The following is a 1,212-nucleotide window of genomic DNA, read 5'->3' as shown; positions in this document are numbered from 1 at the left end:
CGTCAGCAAGCTAAGCGCGGCGGTGAAGGTAACGGTGCCCGGCATGTCGAGCCCCATGGCGTCCGGATTGCGTGACTCGCGCATGCTCGGCGCGGCGATGCACAGCGCCACGAGGCTGACCGCGCCGGGGCTCAGCATCACCGCCTGCCAGCCGAAGCTTTCGGCGAGCCAGCCCGAGAGGATGGAACCGCACGACAGCCCCACGCCGAACGAGGTGCCGATCAGGCTGAAGGCCCGCGTGCGCGCCGCGCCGTCGAACACCTGCGCAAGCGCGGCCGTGCCCGCCGCGAAGGCCGCGGCCGAGCCCAGCCCCTGCAGAGCCCGCGCAAGATCGAAAGCGACGATGCCGGGGGCCAGCGTCAGCAGCGAACTGCTCAGCGCCACCACCGCAAGCCCGAGCAAGAACACGCGCTTGCGCCCATAGGCATCGGCCAGCGCCCCGGCGGCCATCAGCGTGGCGCCGAAGCTCAGCATGAAGGCGTTGGTCACCCAGTTGAGCTGCACCGGGCTGCCGCCCAGCGCATCGCGGATCGCGGGCAGCACCACCGCCGGGCCGGTAAAGCTCAGCGGCATGCCCAGCGCCGCCAGGCAGACGGCGGCCAGCAGCCAGTTCTTGTTGTGGAAAGACGTGGACATCGAAGGCTTTCACGCGGACGGAAGGAAGGAAGGAAGGAAGGCAGGAAGCCACAGAAGATAGAAAGGAATCAATGGAATGAAAATGGCGCCATTGATCCTCGCACTCCCAACCCAGGGTTGTTAATCCATGGACAGCTTCAGCGGACTCGAATCCTTCGTGCGCGCGGCCGACCTGCTGAGCTTTGCCAAGGCCGGCCGGCTGCTGGGCATATCGGCCTCGGCGGTGGGCAAGAACGTCGCGCGGCTCGAACAGCAGCTCGGCGTGCGCCTCTTCAACCGCACCACGCGCCACACACGGCTGACGCAGGAAGGCGCGCTCTTCCACGAGCGCTGCCGCCGCATCCTCGACGAACTAGACGACGCGCGCGCCATGATGCAAGACGCCGTCGCCGCCCCGCGCGGCCGCCTGCGCGTGAGCCTGCCGACCATCGGCTACCGCTTTTTGCTGCCGATCCTGCCGGACTTCAAGGCGCGCTACCCCGAGATCGAGCTCGACCTCGACTTCAACGTCCAGCTGCTCGACGTGATCTTCGACGGCGTCGTTGTGGCGATCCGCAGTGGCGATCTCGTCGATTC

At 67.5% G+C, this 1,212-nt stretch carries 2 protein-coding genes; one reads left to right on the top strand and one right to left on the bottom strand.

Features of this window, described 5'->3' with window-relative positions; translation table 11 throughout:
• Positions 1 to 636: MFS transporter (locus ACSFA3_RS24360; RefSeq protein WP_435507953.1), on the bottom strand; the 636-nt coding region annotated here is incomplete at its 3' end.
• Positions 637 to 763: 127 nt separating this feature from the next.
• On the opposite strand from ACSFA3_RS24360, the gene ACSFA3_RS24355 reads away from it, so the two are divergent.
• Positions 764 to 1,212, top strand: a 449-nt coding sequence (locus ACSFA3_RS24355) for a LysR family transcriptional regulator (RefSeq protein ID WP_435507952.1), incomplete at its 3' end; no start/stop codon positions are given.

The organism is Variovorax glucosi, from assembly GCF_051216695.1.
GTDB lineage: Bacteria > Pseudomonadota > Gammaproteobacteria > Burkholderiales > Burkholderiaceae_C > Variovorax.
Note: the sequence above shows the minus strand (reverse complement) of the source record. Positions and strands in the feature narration are given on the sequence as shown.